The sequence below is a fragment of the Thermomonas beijingensis genome, assembly GCF_020034655.1.
Lineage (GTDB): Bacteria > Pseudomonadota > Gammaproteobacteria > Xanthomonadales > Xanthomonadaceae > Thermomonas > Thermomonas beijingensis.
In genome coordinates, this window is record NZ_JAIQDJ010000001.1 from 1,156,345 (window position 1) to 1,175,660 (window position 19,316).

Sequence of the window (19,316 nt, forward strand, 5' to 3'; positions counted from 1 at the left end):
CTCATGTCCCAGTTTCCATCTGTTGCAGTGCTTGCCATTGTCATGGCCGCGCTTCCTGCCGCGCATGCCCAGCAATCCGAGCTGGCCGCGATCACGCGGGCCACCGGCTTGCCGCGCGCACCGGAGCAGCTGGCCACCACGATTGCTTTGGCTGATCTTTCGTTCAAGGTGGATCCGGCACGCCAATGGCTGGATGCCGATGCCCGTTTGCAGTTGCAACTGACCGGCAGTGTCAATGCGTTGGTGTTGGATCTGGATCGCAATTACAGCGTGGATGTGGTGGACGTGGACGGCAAGCCCGCACGCTGGAGCAACCCGGAAGGGCGGATGACGATTGCACTGGCCAAGCCCTTGGCTGCTGGCGCGAAAGTGAGTGTCCGTATTCGTTATGCCGGTCACCCGCACGCGGCCAGCAAGGCGCCGTGGGATGGCGGCATCGTTTGGGCCAAGGCTCCCACCGGTGAGCCGTGGGTGGGTACGGCGGTACAGGGCGAGGGCTGCGATTTGTTGTGGCCGTGCATTGACCACCCGATGGGCAAGCCGCAAGTCGTGGTGCAGCACATCAGCGTACCTGCTCCCTTGGTGGCGGCCAGCAATGGCGTGGCCGAGGGGATGCAGGAAAAGAACGGCTGGCGCACCTATCAATGGCGCGCCAAGCTGCCGGATACCTACGCCATCGCCTTGAATATCGGCCCGTACGAGTTATTGCAGGCGGACTACACATCGCGCTTTGGCAATACCATCCCGCTGCGTTTCTGGTATCTGAAAGGCAACAAGAGCAAGGCTGAGGGCTTGTTTGCGGAATTTGCGCCGATGCTGGATTTCTTCGAGGAAACCATCGGCCCATATCCGTTTGCCGATGAAAAAATGGGCGTGGTGGAAACCCCCTATCTGGGCATGGAACACCAAACCATCAACGCGTATGGCAATGACTACAAAAAGTCGGAAACCGGCTACGACTGGCTGCTGCAACACGAATTCGCACACGAGTGGTTTGGCAATCAATTGACCAATGTGGATTGGGATGATTTCTGGTTGCACGAAGGCTTTGGCACCTACATGCAGCCGTTGTATTTGCAATGGCTGCGCGGTGACATGGAATACATGGCCGCATTGATGAAGATGCGGCAAGTACTCATGTTGCGCCATCCGGTGGTGGCCGGACACACGATGACGGAAAAAGATGTCTCCGACGCCAGCCGTGGGCCCGGCAATGATGTGTATTACAAAGGCGCATTGATGTTGCACACCTTGCGCGGATTGATTGGCGATGCCGATTTTTTGCGTGCCACGCGTGAACTGGTGTATGGCACCGACACCCCGCGCCCGGGTAATTTCAAGCCTCGGTATGCCGCAACCCGAGACTTTGTAGCCATCGTCAATCGCATTACTGGCAAGGACTATGGCTGGTTTTTCGATGTCTATCTGCGCTCGGTGAAATTGCCGGCGCTACAGGCCAGCCGCAGCGGCAACACGTTGCAATTGCGCTGGGTGACCGAAGGCGACAAGCCTTTCCCCATGCCGGTGCAAGTGCGCGTGGGGCAACGTGTGCTGGAGGTGCCGATGACGGGCGGGCAGGGGCAAGTGGCGATGACTGGCGATGAAAGCTACACGCTGGATCCGCACTCCAAAGTGCTGCGTGATCTGCCGTATATGGCGGACTATCAAAAAGACATGGCTGAGCGCGCCAAAGTGATGGCGCGCAAACCTTGATGCCCTGCGGCCGAATTAATTCGGCACAGCCGGCATGGCGGCTGACCACAGCTTGGCTTCGGCTTTGCCGCCCAGCATCTGCGCGCGCACCAGCGGAATCGGTGGGCCGCCAAAGCCCAGGAATGCGTCGTGGAATTGCTTCCATGCGGTGCGTCCACCTTTGTCGCGTGTCCAGTCGTCGCGCAGTTGCATGATCATCAGCTTGCCCAGTGTGTAATTGAGGTACGCCGGATCATAGGTGCCACGTGCCGCCTGTTGGCGGGCGTTGCCGGGGTCTTGCAGGCCTTTCTCGCGGAACATGGTTTCAGATTCGGCCATGCTCATGCCGCCGGTGTGCAGGCCAATCGCAGAGACAAAGCGCACATCGCGCAGCAGCGCCTCGCTGAGTTGGCCGATATGTGCTTCCGGGCTGGCATCCCCCAAGCCGGCATCGAACATCATCTCCTCGGTGTAGTGCGCCCAGCCTTCGGCGAAGGCATAGCCCACAAACAGTTGGCCAAACCTCCAGTCCGAACGGTTGGAATGCAGGAATTGCAGGAAGTGGCCGGGCCAGACTTCATGCGATGAGGTAAACAGCAATACATCCTTGCCGGGTACATAGGCGTCCTGTTCGGCCTTCGTCCATTTGGGATCGGGCGGTGCGATGTAATACACCGACGGCAAATTCTTTTCATACGGGCCGGGAATTTCGATATAGGCAAAATTCCAGCGATTGAACGGTGGTGCTTCTTCCACCTTGGCCTGCTCCGGGCCGGGGATGGTCACCAGATCCTTGTCGAGGATAAATTGCCGCAGCGTGGCCAGTTGTGCGCGTGCACCTTCCACTGCGCCGCCGCTGGGTTTGTCGGCGGCTTCTTTTGCCACGCATTGCTGCAAGGTCTTGCCTGCGGCGTACTGCTCGCAGGCGCTCTTCAGCGCCGCAAGATTACGTGCCAGATCGGCTTCGGCTGCGGCTTTGAGCTGATCCAGCGGGATGTCCACACGCTCGGTGGCATACAGCATTTTCGCGAATTTTTCGGCACCCAGTGCAAAGTTTTGCGTGGCTTGCGGGCGCTGCGCCTTCAGCCAGTCGGCCATGGCTTGGGTGGCTTTGATTGCAGCCGCGTTGCTGGCTGTCAGTCGCGTCTGCAAGGTGCTGTCTTTCACTTCGGCAAAGATCGATGGCACATCGCTGGCGAAGAAGCTGGCATAGCCGGCAAACGCATCCACACCCAGATCAATGTACGAGGCGGGCAGTGGCAATTTGAAATTGGCTTTGATCTGCTCGATCGCCTTGGGCAGCGCTTCCTGATAGCGGATGAAAGCGTCCATGCGCTGCGCCAGCGGCGCGTAGGGGCGCGTCAGATACATGCTCGGCGACAGGTCGCCGGTGTAGAACGAGGGGTTGTTGTACGCAAAGCCAGAGTCCTCCAGCCAGAACAGCGCGCCGTCGATCACCGCCAGTGCGTAGTCGCGATGAAAGCGGCCCTGCGCGTCCAATTGCGCATCGGTGAACGCGGCGAAGGCAGCGCGCTGCGCGTGCAGCCAATCGGCATTGGCCTTGAGCCCGGCGGGGCTGTAGTCGGGCAGCTTGCCGTCGTATTCGTGCTTGCCGGCGTTGGCGGCAAATACAGGGTTGCGCTGGAAGTAGCCATCAATGAAGGCATTGACCGCCGTTTCCAGCGCGGTGTTCTGCCGGGCACCGGTTGCGGTTGTGGCGGTTGCGTCGGGTGCGGCGGCATGCGGCTGGCAAGCGGCCAAAGCGGCAGTGATGCAGGCAGTCAGGGTCAAGGCGTGCAGCGTTTGCATCACAAGCTCCGAAAGGTTGGAAGGGCGGTAATTCTGGCAGTACACACGGCAGTACTTGCGGGCAGAACTCAACGCGCCAGTTGCGTACGCAACTGGCGCACGCGATCTACCAGTTGTTCGGGCGCATACGGGCAGGCGTTGGCGGCCCCCCACACCGGACGCGGCCAGGCGATATCGGTGTGGTAGCGCGCAATCACATGCACATGCAGCTGCGGCACCAAGTTGCCCAGGGCAGCCACGTTGAGTTTGTCGGGTTTGAAGAGGGCTTTGAGTGCGCGTGCAGCGGTGTCGATTTCAGCCGTCAGCTGGGTGCGCTGCGCAGGGCTGAGGTCGATGATTTCCACCGCATCGGCCACTTTGGGAATCAAGATCAACCATGGGTGGTTGGCGTCGTCCATCAAGCGCACTTCGCACAATGCCAATTCGATGACGGGTGTGCTGTCATCAGCCAGTTGCGGATGCAGATGCCAAGCGTTCATCGCAGATGCTCCGTGAAGAAGGCCAGTGTACGCCTCCACGCCAGTGCCGCCGCGTCAGGTTGATAGGGAGGATCAGGGTCGCGGTTGAAGGCGTGGTCGGCATCCGCATAGACAAAGACCTGGGCCTGTGGCTGCTTCTGCCGGTGCAGGTCGATGGTGGCCGGCGGGATCGGCACATCCAGCGCACCAAAGTGAAACTGCAACGGCGCGGCTGCTGGCTCATCCAGAAACGGCGGATTGCGCGTGGCGTAATAGCTCACCGCCGGCAGGCCCAGCCGGGTGGCGGCCAGCAGCGCCACGGTGCCGCCCCAGGAAAAGCCCAGCACGCCGACCTTGTGTCCTTCGCGCGCCAGCAGCTGCGCGGCGGTGTCGGTGGCGTCCAGCCCGCAGTCCAGGCCAAGCTGGTTGACGATGCTTCGCCCGCGGTCAGCGCCGGCCTGATCGGTTGGCAGCACCAGGCCGGGTTCGATCAGGTCGAAATACGCCGGTGCCAGCGCAACAAACCCGGCTTGTGCCAGCCGCTCACACACATGTTGGTAGTGCGGCAACAGGCCGAAAATCTCGTGCGCCACCACCACCGCCCCACGCGGTGCGTCATCGGGCTTGGCCAGCCATGCCTGCACGGCACCGCAGGGGGTATAGAGGGTTTGCCAATCGCCCATGCGGTTCTCCAGTCATACGGATGGTGGCGAGACCGTCGGGTGAATCGCGTAGCGGCATTTGAGCCGCGGAGCGATCACCCGGCGGTAGGCGCCGCCGCGCAATAAAGTTGGGGGCCTCACGCCTTCGCCAGAGCATTCAGCCGCACCGCGTATAATTTCGCACCTTTTCCAGTAGTCGCGCCATGTCCTTGCAGCAGCCCAAAGTCGGTTTCGTCAGCCTCGGCTGCCCCAAAGCCTTGGTGGATTCCGAGCGCATCCTCACCCAGCTCAAGGTGGAAGGCTACGACTTGGTGCAAACCTATGACGATGCCGACGTGGTGGTGGTCAACACTTGCGGCTTCATCGACAGCGCGGTGGCCGAATCGCTGGACACCATCGGCGAGGCGCTGGCCGAAAACGGCAAGGTCATCGTCACCGGCTGCCTGGGCAAGCGTGCCGACCTCATCCGACAGGCGCATCCTGGCGTGCTCTCCATCAGTGGCCCGCAGGATTATCAAAGTGTGATGGAAGCGGTGCACACCGCGCTGCCACCCAAGCACGACCCGTTCCTGGACTTGCTGCCCGACTACGGATTGAAGCTGACCCCGCATCACTTTGCCTATCTGAAGATCTCCGAAGGCTGCAACCACCGTTGCACGTTCTGCATCATTCCATCGATGCGCGGCGATCTGGTGTCGCGACCGGTCGACGAGGTGTTGCGCGAGGCGGAAAAGCTGGTGCGCGGCGGGGTCAAGGAATTGCTGGTGGTCTCGCAAGACACCAGCGCCTATGGCGTGGATGTGAAATACGCCCCCAAGCTGTGGCGCACGGGCATGTACGAAACCCGGATGAAGGCGCTGTGCGAAGGCTTGTCGGAGCTGGGCGTGTGGACGCGCCTGCATTACGTCTATCCGTACCCGCACGTGGACGACGTGATTCCGCTGATGGCCGATGGCAAACTCCTGCCGTATCTGGATATCCCGTTCCAGCACGCCAGCCCGCGCATTCTCAAACTCATGAAACGCCCCGGTGCGGTGGATAAAACGCTGGAGCGCATCCACAACTGGCGCAACATTTGCCCGGAGCTGACCCTCCGCAGCACTTTTATCGTCGGTTTTCCCGGCGAAACCGAGCAGGAATTCGAAGACCTGCTGGACTTCCTCGATGAAGCCCAACTCGACCGCGTCGGTGCGTTCGCCTATTCGCCGGTCACCGGCGCCAAAGCCAACGACCTGCCCAACCCCGTGCCCGAGGGCGTGAAGCAGGAGCGCCTTGCCCGCTTCATGCAACGGCAGGCTGACATTTCCGCCACCAAACTCGAAGCCAAAGTCGGCAGCGTGCAGACTTGCATCGTGGATGCCATCGATGGCGAACTGGCCATCGCCCGCAGCAAAGCCGACGCCCCGGAAATCGACGGCCTGGTGCAAATTCAAGATGGCCGCGAAGCCGGCCTGCGCCCCGGCGAATTTGTGCAAGTGCGGATCATGGGCAGCGACGAACACGACCTGTATGGCGAGGTGGAGTACAACGCTTGAGCGCGGGTTTGGCTTGAACGAATTGTTAGGCTGCCGCGAGCTTGAGCTTGCCTACACCGTGCAGGTCAACGGACTGACGTGCAAGCCAAAGATCATGTGCGTCCTGCATGGCGAGCCAACTCTCGGGGGAGCGGCCGATCGCCTTGGCGAGGCGTAGTGCCATTTCAGGCGAAATACGGCCTGTGCCGTTTAGAACACGGCTAAGCGTTGATGCAGCAACACCGAGCTTCTCGGCCAGCACACGACCGCTAATCCCGTTAGGTTCAAGGTAGATGCCAGCGATGAACTCACCGGGGTGAGGGGGATTGTGCATAGTCATTAGTGGCATTCCTCATAATCCAGCACGTAAGCGTTGCCGTCTTGGAACTCAAAGGTGATGCGCCAGTTGCCGTTGACGGTAATTGACCAGCGACCTCGCATTTCGCCTTTCAAGGGGTGAAGTCGAAATCCTGGGATATCCATGTCTTCAATGGCCTGAGCGGTGTCGAGAGCGGTCAACTGCAACCTGAGTCGTTTGGCATGATTAGCTTGAACGCCTGATGTGATTCCAGTCTCATACAGACGCCGCAAGCCTTTATGCCGAAAGGTCTTGATCATGTAGCCAACGTATCACGTTGCGCACCATGCAACAAGCGGCTCATCTATGACATGTCAGGCTGCCAGCCTTAAAGGCACGAAACGGGCAGCATGTATGAAGTCGTTGTCAGCTGTGAGCAGTGAAAGATCATGTTCGATGCAGAGCTGTGCAATGACTGCGTCAATCGTGCCGATCTGCACGCCGTTGCGTCTGCATGTGTTGCGGAGCATCGCAGCTTGGATATATGTGTCGCGGCTTGGGTTTAGGAGGGGGAGCACTTGCAGGCGTTCAATGAGGCGCGTCTGATCTTTGCAGCCATTGCAACCGGAATGAGCAACTGGCAACCGGGCGCAGGAGTTAAGCCGTGCCGCGAAGCTGCACCCCCCAAAACCGCCCACCCCCGCCCTGCGGCCGCCCGTCGGTCATTGCTGGCATCCCGGTTGTCCCCCCGTTAAGGTTGACTCGCCAAAAAGCGAGGACGCCCCGTTGTTACAGCAATCCTTCCCAAGCAGAGCCAGGCAATCCCAAGGATTTACCTTGGTCGAGCTGATGGCGGTCATGGTCGTCATTGGAGTTCTGGCGACGTTTGCCGTACCCGGGATCACCGGCATGGTCAACAACAGTCGGTTAAGTGGCCAGGCCAGCGAACTGGCGGCTACCTTGCAGCTGGCGCGGTCGGAAGCCGTGCGTCGCAATGTTCCGGTCGAGGTGTGCGTGTCCAGCAATGGCACCAGTTGCGGTAGCGGCACCAGTTGGGCGGGCTGGATCGTGCATGGCCCGGATCCGGGCAATGGCGGCGCTGATGAAGTGATTCGCGCAGACACCGCCAATGGCAGTGTGCAAGTGACAAGCACGGTGGCCAAACTGGTGTTCAAGCCTTCCGGGCAGTTGGATGCACAACAGACCCTGACTGTTTGCATACCCACCACCCAGCCGAATATCAATCAGCGCGTGCTGACGGTAATGATCAGTGGTGCAGTGGTATCCAAGAGCAACGATGGCGGTGGAGCTTGCCCAACATGATTGGTTCTATTTCAAATAAAGCGGTGCTTCATCGGCCGGCTGCCACCCGGATCGGCGGGAGGGGCGCACAAGGGATGAGCATGATCGAAGTGCTGGTGTCGGTCATGGTGTTGGGTGTCGGCCTGCTGGGGATTGCGGCCATGCAATCCATTGCGCTGCGGGGCGGGCAAGGCTCGCTGGAGAGCAGCCAGGCAGTGATGGCAACCAATTCCATCATCGAGGCGATGCGCGCCAATCGCGCCAATGCTGCGGCCTATGTGTATGACGGCACCACGTCCTGCGGCAGCACGCCGGCGGCAGGCAGCACGTTGGCGTCCAGTGATTTGAATTATTGGGTCAGCAGCCTGAAAACCACGATTGGGTCTGCCACCAGCACCTGCGGCAAGATTGTCTCACTGGGTGGCAATAACTACCGCGTGACGGTGCAATGGGATGATTCCCGTGCCGACAGTGCATCGGGGAACGACAAGAAGTCAATCGTGACGGATGCCAGCATATGAGTCAGGAGTCGATACCCATGCAGGGCAGGGCGCAGGGCTTTACGCTCATCGAATTGATGATCGCGATGGTACTTGGCTTGTTGGTACTGGGCGCAGCGTTGGCTGTGTTCCAATCCAATCAAAAGACATTCAGCGCCAATGAAGGCCAGAACCGGGTGCAGGAAAATGCCCGCATTGCCTATGAAATGTTGGGCAAGGATGTGCGTTCAGTGGGTAGTTCGGCGTGTTCCAGTGAGGCCATGGTATTGGGCAGTGACAGCAATAGTGCCGCGTTCCGTGCGCCGCTGGTGAACTCGGTCTCGGGCTTGACCACCATTTCGGCGGATGATCTTTCGTACCGGGTCAGCAATGCAACTGCCAACCAGGTGACGCTTGTGGAAACCACCCCGAATGCCTCTGACATCTTCAAGGCCAACGATGTGGTGATGGTGTGCAATGCGGCAATGACCGGGTTTGCCACGGTGGGCTCGGTGGCAGGGCAAACGGTCAATTTTTCTGCAGCCCTGCCATTTGACCCTTCCGATACCGCCAATGCCGCGCCCGGCAGCATCTCCATTGCGCGTTTCCGCAGCAACCGTTGGTATGTGGGCGCAAACAGCCGTGATACAGGAAATTCCTTGTGGGTTTCACGCTTGGGTGGCGCAGGTCAAGAGGTTGCCGACGGGGTGCAGAGCATGACATTGGCGTTTCACCGTACCGCGGGCGGCACTGCAACCACCTATGAAGCGGCACCGTCTGATTACCAATATGTCAATGCGGTGCGGGTCAGCATGCCGGTGCGCGGTGTTTCACAAAGCAAGTCCAGTGAAAACCGCAATATCAACCGCGCCATGGCCGCTACAGTCAGTATCAGGAATCGTTCGCTATGAACAGACAGTATCCTAGCCATAAGCAACAGCAGGGCATGTCGTTACTGGTTGTGCTGATTTTGCTGGTGGTGATGTCCATTCTTGGCGTCGCGGTCATGCGCAGTTCATCCATGCAAGAGCGCATGGCAGCCAATCTGCGTGACCGCAGTCTGGCCACGCAGGCAGCAGAGGCTGCACTGGCTGCGGCACAGAATTATCTGAATACAACGACCAAGTGGCGTACCACGGTGCCGGATGCCACTACCTGCACCAACGAAGGCGTGTGCCCAACGTTTACCAAAAAAACCGCCGCAACCTGGATTGCGGGGCCGCAGGTAGGGGGTGCCAATGGTGTGCCCCTAACCACAACCGACTATTGGATTGAATACTTGGGTGAAAACCAGACGGCAATGGAAACAGGTGGTGTCATTCCCTCGTCCGAAACGGTCACCCTGGGGCCGCTGTTCCGCATTACTGCGCGTAGCCAGTCTGTTGGCCGCGCTGCCGTGACCCTGCAAACCGATGTCATCTACCGCTTCCAGCGGCTGTGAGTCTGATCATGAAGACCTCCTTTTCTGAAGTTCGCCGCAACCGGTTGTCTGCTGCTGCGCAGTGGTGGGCAGCACCTGCCGCTTTTCTTTGCACTTTGCTGGCCCTGCCGGTGAATGCGGGGACCTATGTGCCAATCCCCAATCAGCCGTTGGACACCGGCGTGCGCGTGGCACCGAATATCCTGTTTATTCTGGATAACTCCGGGTCGATGGCCTGGAAGAATATGAATAACCAGGATATCAAGAAGATGACCGGCTCCGGCAGTTTCAGCAGTACGCCGGATGCGGATGGCATTGGTACTGGTACTTCGGTGACCACCGAGTCCACTGGTACGTCAAAAATATACATGCAAAATTACGTGACCAATACGCTTTATTACAATCCTGCTGTGGACTACCTGCCATGGGTGGATGCGACAGGAAACCGGCTCACGGGTGGCACCAGCTTCACCGCAGCGTATAGTAGTGATCACTATGTGAATTATACCGGTGTGGACAAAAACACCAGTAGCGGAACTCGCAATCTCTCCAGCAATACGCAAACATTTTATATTCCAAAGAACCCAGCGAGTACCGATAACACGTATCTGTCGGTTGTGGACAACTACAATCGCTACCAGATCCCCAGTGGCAAAACGGATGTGATTCGATCCGAATATGGGAAAGTGGTCGCCAGCAGTAACACCCTTTCCGGGTATCCAGTAACTGGCGTGTCGATAGCGAAGAATAGTTGGTACTCTGTCAATTTCACGCTGCCGGCGGGAACCACTTCGTTCACCGTGACCACCAGTGGCGGGACTGGTAACGCTAATTTGTATGTGCGCAAGGGGGCAGCTCCAACCACCGGCTCGTATGATTGCAGGTCTAATGGCGCTAATAACAATGAAACCTGTACCATCAATTCGCCAGGCAGTTCAACATATTACGCAGGAGCATATGCGTATTCTGCGGTTGCCGGGATGACGTTAACAGTCACCTATACCACGACCAATAGCTGTGACGGCGACAGTGTTGGCAGTTATGGTTGGGTCAATTGCACATCAGCGACTCCAACCGGGCGTGGCGTCTCGGATGAATTGACGAATTTTGCAACCTGGTACTCGTATTTCCGGACCCGGATCAAGGCGGCCAAGGGCGGTGCCGCCGAGGCCTTCAAGGCGCAAGGCAACAAGGTACGAGTAGGTTACCGCAGCCTGCACCCTACTAATAACAGTTCCATTGCGCCGGATTTCGACATCCCTGTGGGTGATGGGAATGACGGGCGTTTTGTCAATGGCAATGTTGCCAATGGTGATGCGGCCGCAACCACCACACGATCCATTTGGTACAACCGCTTGTTTGCGGCATACGCCAGTAACGGAACCCCTTTGCAAGCCGAGTTGAAACAAGCGGGTGACTATTTCAGCCAGTCCAGCGCGTCTGGCCCATATGGACCGGAGTCCGGCGCTAACCAGTATTCATGCCGGCAGAATTTCGCCATTCTGACCACGGACGGTTACTGGAATGGTGGCACTGCAGGCACCGGCGATGTGGATAGCAGTGCCCAGCCGACCATTACTGGTGCACCCAAACAGAAGGGTGACCCCAACCAGAGCTACACCTATTCGCCCACTAAACCCTACAGTGACGGTACAACCACCTGGTCCAGCACCCTTGCCGACGTGGCCATGAAATATTGGGTGACAGATTTGCGTACCGATATTGCCGCCATGGGGACAACCGCCAGTCCTGCAGGAAACAACGTCCCGACCACGGAGGATGATCCAGCGTTCTGGCAGCACATGGTGACCTTCGGTATTTCAATCGGCATGAAAACAACCCAGGGCATGGCCAGTGTGGAAGATGCGTTTGCCGCCAAACCCAATTGGCCACAGCCTGGCAATGACCTGGCTGCCAACGTGGATGATTTGCTGCATGCGGCTGTCAATGGGCATGGCCAATTCGTGGCGGCCACCAGCCCTGCGCTATTTGCAGAAGGTTTGACCAAGGCACTGGCAACGATTGCACGGCGCACCAGTTCTTCTTCCAACATCGCCACCAATGCCGCGACCATCAAGACCGGTGGCAAGGTATTCAACGCCAGCTACGTCTCCGGCATTTGGACCGGTGCGGTGAATGCGTGGACGCTGGACGCCTACAACAACCCGTCTGCCCTGGCCTGGACGGCCTCGATTCCTGCATTCAGCACCCGCAAAACCAAGGTGTTTACTTACAACGGTACCACGGGGGATACCTTCCCCACGGCGACGCAAACCACAAGTCTGGATCGTAGTACCGTGGGCCCGGTGGACTACCCGGTGACGGGTGCCAAGAATGCCGATTACATCATGGGTGACCAGAGTGGGGAAGGCACTGCGGTGGGTAAATTGCGGGTTCGTGATGCCTTGTTGGGGGACATCGTGGATTCTTCCCCGGCCTATGTTAGTGACACCAATACACTGTATGTCGGTGCCAACGACGGCATGCTGCATGCGTTTGATGCAGGCACAGGGGTAGAGCAATTTGCCTACGTGCCTAACCTGATCAACTTTGGCAAGTTGGCGCAAATCAGCCGTGGCGACTATGACCACCAATGGTCGGTGGATGGCCCCGTTGCAGTGACCAGCCGCAAACTGACCCCTAGCCAGAACTTGCTGGTGGGCTCGCTGGGTCGTGGCGGCAAGGGCATGTACGGGTTGGATGTGTCCACGCCTGCTTCATTTGGAACGGCTAACGTCAGCTGGGAACTTGCGGACACCGCCAATGGCAATATGGGGTTGGTCACAGGGCGCCCGGTTTTGGCCAAGGTCAAGACCGGTGATGTCGCTGCGGTGGTAGGTAATGGCGTGAACAGCAGCAACGACAAGGCGGTGTTGATTGTTGTGAATGTCAAAACCGGTGCGGTGATTCGTGAGATCGATACCGGCGCCGGGTCTGCCAGTACCCCCAATGGCCTGGCTGCACCTACCGGGATTCTTGGGCCCGACGGTAAAACCATTGCGTATGCCTATGCAGGGGACCGCTTAGGGAATGTATGGAAATTCGATTTGACCGATGCCTCTGCCAGCAACTGGACGGCAACCAGATTGTTCACGGCAAAGTCCAACGATGGTACCGGTGCGGTACAGCCGATCACCGGTGGTGTCACGGTGGCCACGGATCCCAAGACCTACAAGCGTTGGGTGATGTTTGGCACCGGCAGCTTCATGACCACAACGGAAGCTGCAGACAAGACCGCGTCAACGCAAGGGATGTATGGGTTTGTGGATGATGGTGCTGCGGTGGCCTATGCCGATCTTGTGAAGCGTGGCGTCAACAATACGGGTGCCATTCAAGACGGTTATCCGGTAAGGACGTTTGATAGCAAGTCCGATTTGCCCACCGGCAAGAAGGGCTGGTACTTGACCCTGCCAGGCGCGGGCGAGCGGATTGTGCAGGATGCGCAGCTGGTATCCAATATTTTGGTGACTGCCAGCATGATTCCGGAAGGTAATGGCTGCGAAGCTGGCGGTACCGGGTATATCAATGCGTTGGATGCCTTTACCGGAACCAGCGCAGGCAGCTCGCTGTTTGATTTGAATAATGATGGCTCGACCACGGACAGCGTGGTGGGTGGCGTGCCGGTGGGGTCGGTCAACTTTGGCGTCGGCATGCCCACGTTGCCCATCTTCCTGGACGGCAAACTGGTCGTGGGCGGCACCAATGCCGGCAACAAGCCTGGCTCTGGTGGTATTTCTGGCAAGTCCTGGAGCCGCGTCTCCTGGCGTGAAATTCGGAGTGATTGAGCAACATGAACGATAACAAGGACTATGCGATGCCTGTCTATCGCGCATCTCGCACTTCCGGCTTCAGCTTGATCGAGGTGATGGTGGTGGTTGCCATCATTGCCATCCTCGCTTCGATTGCGTTGCCGTCGTATAACGATCATCAACGCAAGACGCGCCGGGCGGCAGGCACCGCCTGCCTGACGACGGTCGCGCAACGCATGGAGCGGGTCTACACCACCGACATGTCGTATTCATCGGCACCCGCCATTGGCAGCCTGACGGGTGCCTGTGAGCCGGATACCTTGACATTTTATACGTTCTCGTTCTCTTCTGGCCCTGCCGCCAAGAGTTATGAACTGAGTGCTGCCCCTGCGGGTAAGCAGGCAGGGGATTCCTGTGGCACGTTGAAGCTGGATCAAACGGGTAAAAAGACGCCATCAACGGCCGGTTGTTGGTAGCGGTTGCAGTGGTTGGCCGCACCCCACAAAACCCGCCGCAAGGCGGGTTTTTCCTTGGCAATGAATTTCTGTTGAAACTACACCTTCAGCATTGTGAAGATGTGTTAACGTCCATACGTGCGCGTATCCCCCCACATGCACGCACGTGTATCCGACGCAATCGGCCATCTGGTCGTTTGTTTGCCGTGTCCAATGACTACACAAGATTGACCACACAAAGGGGAGCCGCCATGCAGCGCACGCAACCACAACGCCGCCCACTCACCATCGCCGTGCTGGTGGGATTGATGGGTTTCACCAGCCTGCCGGTATTGGCGCAAGATGCCGCCACGGCGGCGGACAAGAAAGTTGAGCCGAAGACGCTGGACACCATGGTAGTGACTGCGCAGAAGCGCGAAGAAGTCATGCAGAACGTGCCGATTGCAGTGACCGCGCTGTCGCAGCAGACCCTGCAAGACACGGGCGTGCGTGACATCAAGGATCTGCAAATTCTGGTGCCGGGGTTGACCGTGACCAGCACCCAGAGCGAGGCGATCACCACGGCGCGCCTGCGTGGCATTGGCACGGTGGGCGACAACATCGGGCTGGAATCTTCGGTGGGGGTGGTGATTGATGGCGTGTTCCGCTCGCGCAACTCGGTGGGGTTCGGGGATCTGGGCGAGTTGGAACGCATCGAGGTGTTGAAGGGGCCGCAGGGCACCTTGTTCGGCAAAAACACATCGGCGGGTGTGATCAATGTGGTCACACGCAAGCCCGATGACGTGTTTTCAGCCGATGGTGAAGTGACATTTGGCAATTACGGTGCGCTGGGCCTGGCGGGTGGCGTCAATGCGCCACTGGGTGACTACGCGGCGCTGCGCGTGTATGTGGCGCATCGTGACCGTGACGGTTGGATGAACGTGGTCACCGGCGCAGGCCCGCGCACCAATGATCGTGATTACGACCAGGATTTCGACACCTTCCGCGCCAAATTGCTGCTGCAACCCACCGACAAGGTGGAGATTGTGTTGTCGGCCGATTCCACCCGCCGCAATGAGAATTGCTGCACGGCGGTGCAACTGGTCAGCGGTGAGAGTTCGGTGCTGATCAACAAATTGGGCGGTGGCAATGCCATTGCCCCCACTGGGCATGCCGACCCTTGGGCACGGGTGGCGTACAGCAACCGCGATACCACCCAGAAAATCAATGATCGAGGCGCACAGGCGGAGGTCAATATTGACCTGGATATGCTGGCTGGGGCCCGCTTGACCTCGATAACCGCAGGCCGTGACTGGGATGCCATCAACGGCCGGGATTTTGATTTTTCCACTGCGGATTTGATCTACATGAACCCGCAACAGGATGAGTCGTATGCGCGGGTGAAAAGCTTCAGTCAGGAAATTCACCTGAGTGGCAGTACCGCCAAGCTGGATTGGTTGGTGGGTGGTTTCTACAGCAATGAAACCATTGATCGTAACGAGAGTTACCGCATTGGCGCGGCGTATGAGCCGTATTTGTCGATTGGGCTGTTGTCGATGATCAACCCGGCGCTGGCCGGCCTGCCCAATGCGGCGACCTTCATGGCCGATGCCACCGGCAGGCCGTTTGGCACGGTGTTTGCCGGCTTGGGCGCGTTGGACCGTTATCAGCAAGAAGCCAAGAGTACGGCGCTGTTCACCAACAATACGTGGCATGCCACCGAGGCATTGGATGTCACGATGGGCTTGCGTTATACCCGTGAAACCAAGGATCTGTTATCGGTGTACAGCAACCCGAATGGCGGTTTGGGGTGTGCATCCTATTTTGGTGCGAGCGGTGTCAGCCCGGCTGCAATCGGCCGCATCGCCGCCGCGTTGACTGCGCGTGGCGTTCCGTTTGCGTCGTTGCCCGCCGCCAACCAGCAGGCCTTGATCAGCAATATCGTGGGGTACAGCTGCTTGCCGTGGGCCAATGTGCAGCACAACGGGCGCCACACCGACCAGTCCCGCAGCGAAAACGAATGGTCGGGCACGCTGAAGGCCGCTTACCGCTGGAACGAGCATGCGATGACCTATCTGTCGTATGCACGCGGCTACAAGGCAGGTGGCTTCAACTTCGACCGCGTGCAATCGTCCAATGGGCTGTCCAGCGGTGGCTCGGGGATCATCCCGGTCAACGACACCTCGTTCCCGGGTGAATTCGTGGATAGCTGGGAATTGGGTGCCAAGACCACCTGGGCGGGTGGCAACCTGTTGTTCAATGCTGCGCTATTCCACCAGAAGTACAGCAACTTCCAGTTGAACAGCTTCCTGGGGACCAGCTTTGTGGTGCGCTCGATTCCGGAAGTGGTGTCGAAAGGCTTGGATGCAGAGCTGCTATGGCAGCCCAAAGCCGTGCCCGGCCTGATGTTGCAAACCGGCTTGATGTATGCCGATACCAAGTATGGCAATAGCATCCCCGGTTGTGATTTTGTGGGGCCGGGTGCACTGACCCCGCAGTGCCCGGCGATTGGCGCGCTGTACAAGCTGCCGGGTGCGCAAATGAGTTTTGCACCGAAACTGTCCGGTTCGGCATCGCTGACTTATGAGTGGGATATCGGGTCGTCGCTGGAGGGCCGCTTCAATATCGGTGGCAAGTACATGTCCAGTTACAACACCGGTTCGGATCTGGATGCCGAAAAGCATCAGAGTGCCTACACAGTGGCCAATCTGCGGGTGGGGATTGGCTCGCGTGATCGCAAATGGCAGGTGGAGTTGTGGGGCACCAATGTGTTCAACACCAAGTATGTGCAAGTGGGCTTCGACGGCCCCTTGCAGGCATTGGGCACGCCGGAGCCGGGCAACCCGAAGAACACATATGACGCGTTCCTGGGCGCACCGCGCATGTACGGAGCGACGTTGCGGGTACGTTTCTGAGGTCTGGATGTTTCGTTTTGGACGTGCATGCGCTACAACGCATGCACGTTCTGCGAGTGTTGACCGATGAGTGTGCCTACCGATGCCGACCTTGATGCGCTAGCTGCCACGACTGGGCAACAGCTGCTGGTTGCACGCCATATGTTGGTGACGGCGGAAAGTTGCACCGGTGGCTGGATTGCCAAGTGCATGACCGATATCGCCGGTTCATCGGCGTGGTTTGATTGCGGTATGGCCGCCTATAGCTACGAAGCCAAACAAGCCTTGTTGGGCGTGCGCCCGCAAACCCTGGAAACCCATGGCGCGGTCAGCCGCGAATGCGTGGTGGAAATGGTGTCGGGCGCACTGGTGCATTCCGGTGCCAGCATTGCCGTGGCAGTCACCGGCATCGCCGGCCCGGGCGGCGGCAGCGACGACAAGCCGGTGGGTACGGTGTGGGTGGGCTGGAAAAAACGAGGTGGCTATGCGCGCGCCGAGGTCTTTCATTTCGAAGGCGACCGCGATGCCGTGCGCAGGCAGACGGTAGCCACAGCTTTGCGTGGGGTTGCGCAGTTGTTGGTCGCTTGAGCCGGCCGGTGGGGGCCGCCCTGCGCGCGATCCATTGGATTCGGATTAACGATTCGTCATGCTGCGGAGAGCTTGGGGTGAGCAGTCCGGTCGCAGGATACATCGGAGACATCGCTACACACTTCACCACCACCACGATGGGAGTTCGGCAATGAAACAGATGATTCAAGCAATGACTCTGGCCGCGTTCATGTTTGCTGCCGGGCAGTCATATGCCGCGGCACAAGCTGCAACACCGGCAACTGCCAAGCCTGCGGCTGCCGCCAAGGCCGCCCCAGCCGCAAAAGCAGCCCCGGCTGCCAAGGCTGTCTCCTCCGCAGCACCGACCAGCGCCGCCAAGCCGGCAACCGCAATGAGCACCGCCCCGGCCGCCGCCCCCGCCGCGCCGATGGACGCCAAAAAAGAACGCTGCCACGATGCGAAAGGCAAGTTCACCAAGTGTGACGGCCCGGCAGCCGCCAAGAAGAAGGAACCCTGCCGCGATGCCAAGGGCAAGTTCATCAAGTGCAAGAGCTGATCGTTTGAGGGTTTGACGGTCATCCCCGTGCAGACGTGCGGGGATGGCTGTTTGCAATTGGCTCTGAATCAGAGCTGCACCAACCCCAGGCGTGCGGCTTCCAGCGTGGCTTCGGCGCGGCTGTTGATATTGAGTTTGCGGTAGATGCTTTTCAGGTGATCTGACACCGTGTGCTTGCTGATTTGCAGGCGTTCCACCAATTCGGGCAGTCGGCAACCTTTGCTGACCAGGACCAGCACGTCGCGTTCGCGTGGGGTCAGGACTTCAACCCCCGGTGCACTGTCACCGCCAGCTATCGGCTGGAAGGCCCGCAGCAGGCGTTGTGCAATCGCCGGTGATAGGGCAGGCTCACCGCGCAAAATGCCGTCGAGTGCGGCGGCCAGGCGTTCTTCGGGCTGGTCCTTGAGTAAGTAGCCTTGTGCCCCGGCACGCAGAGCGGGGAACACATGGGCATCGTCACCAAATAATGTGGTCACCACAATCGTGCAGTCTGGCCATTGCTGCGCCAATGGGCGAATCAGCGTGGTGCCATCACCATCGGGCAATCCCAAATCCACCAGCGCCAATTGCGCTGGCGCTGCGCTTTGCAGGAGGCGTTTGCCTTCTGCCAGCGTAGGTGCATGGGTCACCTGGATACCTGGAAAGCGCGCTTGCAGCAATTTGCTCAGCCAAGCAGTGACGTCCGGCAAATCTTCCAGCAACAGCGCGTGGGCAGGGATGGTGGTCATCGAGACATGCTGCGCCAAGGCTGGGGACTGGGGCATCCCGCGGCTGCGGGGGGCAAGGGGAAGCTCAGGCGCACTTTGGTGCCACCCAAGGTGCCTTGCTGCCAATCGATATTCCCATGCAGCTCATCGGCGCGATTGCGCATGCTGCGGGTGCCACGGCCATCGCCAATGCGAGTGGGGTCAAACTGCCCGTCATCGGTGACTTCAAAAACCAATGCGTTGCCGGATACCCCAACCACGATCCGCAAATGCTCGGCATCGGCATGCCGCAGTGCATTGGTGACCGACTCGCGGCCAATGCGAAACAAGTGCATGGTTTGCGCGCGATCCAGTGCGGGGTCAGGCAGGCCCTCTTTTTGCTGCCATGTCAATTCGATGGCGCGGGTTTGCAGGCGCTGTTCGGTTTCGTCGCGCAATTGCGCCAGCACTTCCAGCAAGCTGCCTTCGATGCTGCGCTCACGGCTGAGAATGGCGCGCAAATCCTGCAGAATTTCGCGCACCAGCGGTTGCTCGGAGGCGGGCACGCGGTGCAGCAAGGTCAACAGGCGGCTGCCGACGTCATCGTGCAAGTCGTCGTAGATACGTTGACGTTCGGCATCCAACGCCTGTGCCAATGCGAGCTGCTGCTGCAATGCGGACAGGTCAGGGCTGGGCGTGGATGCCTGCGGTGTATCGCGTTTCCACCAATCCCGTAGCGCCATCATGTATGACTCTCCAGCGGTTGCGTGTTGTCTTTGTGCAGGTAATTACAATTGTAGAGTATCCATGCGGT

General features: G+C 59.0%; 20 protein-coding genes and 1 pseudogene. 12 read left to right on the forward strand and 9 right to left on the reverse strand.

All coding sequences use genetic code 11. The annotated features are described in order from the left end of the window. Positions 1-3: 3 nt before the first annotated feature. Complete coding sequence (locus K7B09_RS05405) at positions 4-1,713, forward strand: M1 family metallopeptidase (protein ID WP_223627519.1); 1,710 nt, start codon at positions 4-6, stop codon at positions 1,711-1,713. Between the two features lie 15 nt (positions 1,714-1,728). Here the strand turns inward: K7B09_RS05405 and K7B09_RS05410 are convergent, their stop codons facing one another. From K7B09_RS05410 to K7B09_RS05420, 3 genes are all read right to left on the reverse strand, one after another. Further along, complete coding sequence (locus K7B09_RS05410) at positions 1,729-3,501, reverse strand: DUF885 domain-containing protein (RefSeq protein WP_223627521.1); 1,773 nt, start codon at positions 3,499-3,501, stop codon at positions 1,729-1,731. Between the two features lie 68 nt (positions 3,502-3,569). Beyond that, positions 3,570-3,980, reverse strand: coding sequence for an HIT domain-containing protein (locus K7B09_RS05415; RefSeq protein WP_223627523.1), 411 nt, complete (start codon positions 3,978-3,980; stop codon positions 3,570-3,572). Then, the gene (locus K7B09_RS05420; RefSeq protein ID WP_223627525.1) at positions 3,977-4,642 is read right to left on the reverse strand and encodes a dienelactone hydrolase family protein; all 666 of its coding nucleotides are present in this window, start codon (positions 4,640-4,642) and stop codon (positions 3,977-3,979) included. The genes K7B09_RS05415 and K7B09_RS05420 overlap by 4 nt, the downstream gene beginning before the upstream one ends. A 182-nt stretch (positions 4,643-4,824) precedes the next feature. On the opposite strand from K7B09_RS05420, the gene rimO reads away from it, so the two are divergent. Next, positions 4,825-6,156, forward strand: a complete 1,332-nt coding sequence (gene rimO, locus K7B09_RS05425) for a 30S ribosomal protein S12 methylthiotransferase RimO (protein ID WP_223627527.1) — start codon at positions 4,825-4,827, stop codon at positions 6,154-6,156. A gap of 25 nt (positions 6,157-6,181) precedes the next feature. Here the strand turns inward: rimO and K7B09_RS05430 are convergent, their stop codons facing one another. From K7B09_RS05430 to K7B09_RS13285, 3 genes are read right to left on the reverse strand one after another with little or no spacing between them, the layout of a single operon-like run. Beyond that, positions 6,182-6,475, reverse strand: coding sequence for a HigA family addiction module antitoxin (locus K7B09_RS05430; RefSeq protein WP_223627529.1), 294 nt, complete (start codon positions 6,473-6,475; stop codon positions 6,182-6,184). Beyond that, positions 6,475-6,753, reverse strand: a complete 279-nt coding sequence (locus K7B09_RS05435) for a type II toxin-antitoxin system RelE/ParE family toxin (RefSeq protein ID WP_223627531.1) — start codon at positions 6,751-6,753, stop codon at positions 6,475-6,477. Before K7B09_RS05435 ends, K7B09_RS05430 begins: the two co-directional genes overlap by 1 nt. Before the next feature lie 54 nt (positions 6,754-6,807). Then, entirely contained in the window at positions 6,808-7,131 is a 324-nt protein-coding gene (locus K7B09_RS13285; RefSeq protein ID WP_223627533.1) for a PIN domain-containing protein, read from the reverse strand. Between the two features lie 88 nt (positions 7,132-7,219). Between K7B09_RS13285 and K7B09_RS05445 the strand changes: the two genes are divergently transcribed. The 4 genes from K7B09_RS05445 to K7B09_RS05460 all read left to right on the forward strand — a co-directional run bounded on the left by K7B09_RS05445 (position 7,220) and on the right by K7B09_RS05460 (position 9,655). Then, entirely contained in the window at positions 7,220-7,756 is a 537-nt protein-coding gene (locus K7B09_RS05445) for a GspH/FimT family pseudopilin (protein WP_223627535.1), read from the forward strand. Positions 7,757-7,830: 74 nt separating this feature from the next. Continuing rightward, the gene (gene pilV / locus K7B09_RS05450; protein ID WP_263296633.1) at positions 7,831-8,256 is read left to right on the forward strand and encodes a type IV pilus modification protein PilV; all 426 of its coding nucleotides are present in this window, start codon (positions 7,831-7,833) and stop codon (positions 8,254-8,256) included. After that, a complete protein-coding gene (locus K7B09_RS05455; RefSeq protein ID WP_223627537.1) occupies positions 8,253-9,125 on the forward strand; it encodes a prepilin-type N-terminal cleavage/methylation domain-containing protein in 873 nt (290 codons plus the stop codon). Before pilV ends, K7B09_RS05455 begins: the two co-directional genes overlap by 4 nt. Positions 9,126-9,160: 35 nt before the next feature. Continuing rightward, positions 9,161-9,655, forward strand: a complete 495-nt coding sequence (locus K7B09_RS05460) for a pilus assembly PilX family protein (RefSeq protein WP_223627539.1) — start codon at positions 9,161-9,163, stop codon at positions 9,653-9,655. Between the two features lie 142 nt (positions 9,656-9,797). Here K7B09_RS05460 and K7B09_RS05465 read toward each other — a convergent pair whose 3' ends face one another. Next, on the reverse strand, positions 9,798-10,004 hold the full coding sequence (locus K7B09_RS05465) for a hypothetical protein (RefSeq protein WP_223627765.1): 207 nt from the start codon (positions 10,002-10,004) through the stop codon (positions 9,798-9,800). Here K7B09_RS05465 and K7B09_RS13290 point away from each other — a divergent pair. The 6 genes and pseudogenes from K7B09_RS13290 to K7B09_RS05500 all read left to right on the forward strand — a co-directional run. After that, a pseudogene (locus K7B09_RS13290) lies at positions 10,003-10,581 on the forward strand (PPC domain-containing protein); the annotation flags it as partial. The gene K7B09_RS05465 and the pseudogene K7B09_RS13290 overlap by 2 nt on opposite strands. A gap of 33 nt (positions 10,582-10,614) precedes the next feature. Beyond that, entirely contained in the window at positions 10,615-13,419 is a 2,805-nt protein-coding gene (locus tag K7B09_RS05475; protein WP_223627759.1) for a pilus assembly protein, read from the forward strand. Positions 13,420-13,424: 5 nt separating this feature from the next. Beyond that, positions 13,425-13,859, forward strand: a complete 435-nt coding sequence (locus K7B09_RS05485; RefSeq protein ID WP_317851749.1) for a type IV pilin protein — start codon at positions 13,425-13,427, stop codon at positions 13,857-13,859. A gap of 230 nt (positions 13,860-14,089) precedes the next feature. Next, complete coding sequence (locus K7B09_RS05490) at positions 14,090-16,732, forward strand: TonB-dependent receptor (RefSeq protein ID WP_223627541.1); 2,643 nt, start codon at positions 14,090-14,092, stop codon at positions 16,730-16,732. A gap of 66 nt (positions 16,733-16,798) precedes the next feature. Further along, positions 16,799-17,299: a CinA family protein gene (locus tag K7B09_RS05495; protein WP_223627543.1), complete on the forward strand. Its 501-nt coding sequence runs from the start codon at positions 16,799-16,801 to the stop codon at positions 17,297-17,299. Between the two features lie 151 nt (positions 17,300-17,450). Then, positions 17,451-17,816: a hypothetical protein gene (locus K7B09_RS05500; RefSeq protein ID WP_223627767.1), complete on the forward strand. Its 366-nt coding sequence runs from the start codon at positions 17,451-17,453 to the stop codon at positions 17,814-17,816. Between the two features lie 68 nt (positions 17,817-17,884). On the opposite strand, the gene K7B09_RS05505 is transcribed toward K7B09_RS05500, so the two are convergent. Together K7B09_RS05505 and K7B09_RS05510 are read right to left on the reverse strand one after the other, a co-directional pair. After that, positions 17,885-18,544, reverse strand: coding sequence for a response regulator (locus tag K7B09_RS05505; RefSeq protein WP_223627545.1), 660 nt, complete (start codon positions 18,542-18,544; stop codon positions 17,885-17,887). Beyond that, positions 18,541-19,248 (reverse strand): sensor histidine kinase, encoded by a 708-nt coding sequence (locus K7B09_RS05510; RefSeq protein WP_223627547.1) that lies wholly within the window; start codon positions 19,246-19,248, stop codon positions 18,541-18,543. The genes K7B09_RS05505 and K7B09_RS05510 overlap by 4 nt, the downstream gene beginning before the upstream one ends. Positions 19,249-19,316: the final 68 nt, after the last annotated feature.